At 61.5% G+C, this 598-nt stretch carries 1 protein-coding gene; it reads left to right on the forward strand.

The annotated features are described in order from the left end of the window. A partial coding sequence (locus LC094_RS21525) for an FAD-dependent oxidoreductase (RefSeq protein WP_226554850.1) occupies nt 1-594 on the forward strand: 594 nt, incomplete at its 5' end. Between the last annotated feature and the right edge of the window lie 4 nt (nt 595-598).

A 598-nucleotide genomic window follows, 5' to 3' on the forward strand; every position in this document is an offset into this window, starting at 1 on the left:
GCGGTCGGTATCGTCGGCAATGTCGAGGGGCTGGGCCTCGAGGAGGCGGGCGTGAAAATCGACCGGACGCATGTCGTGACGGACGAATTCTGCCGCACGGGCGTCGACGGATTGTTCGCCATCGGCGACATCGCGGGCGCGCCTTGGCTGGCGCATAAAGCGTCGCACGAAGGCGTCATGGTGGCCGAGCTGATCGCCGGTGAACACCCGCATCCGATCAAGCCGAACTCGATCGCGGGCTGCACCTATTGCCACCCGCAGGTGGCCTCTGTGGGGCTGACGGAAGACAAGGCGAAAGAGGCGGGTTACGAGATCAAGGTCGGCAAATTTCCCTTTATTGGCAATGGCAAAGCCGTCGCGATGGGCGAGGCCGAGGGTCTGGTGAAAACCGTGTTCGACGCCAAGACGGGCGAGCTTTTGGGCGCGCATATGGTGGGCGCCGAGGTGACGGAAATGATCCAGGGCTATGTGATCGGGCGGACTTTGGAGACGACGGAAGAAGAACTGATGAACACGGTCTTCCCGCATCCGACGATGTCGGAAATGATGCATGAAGCGGTGCTTGCAGCTTACGGACGGGCGCTGCATATTTGAGGGG

It is taken from the genome of Celeribacter naphthalenivorans, assembly GCF_020524585.1.
Taxonomy (GTDB): Bacteria; Pseudomonadota; Alphaproteobacteria; order Rhodobacterales; family Rhodobacteraceae; genus Celeribacter; species Celeribacter naphthalenivorans.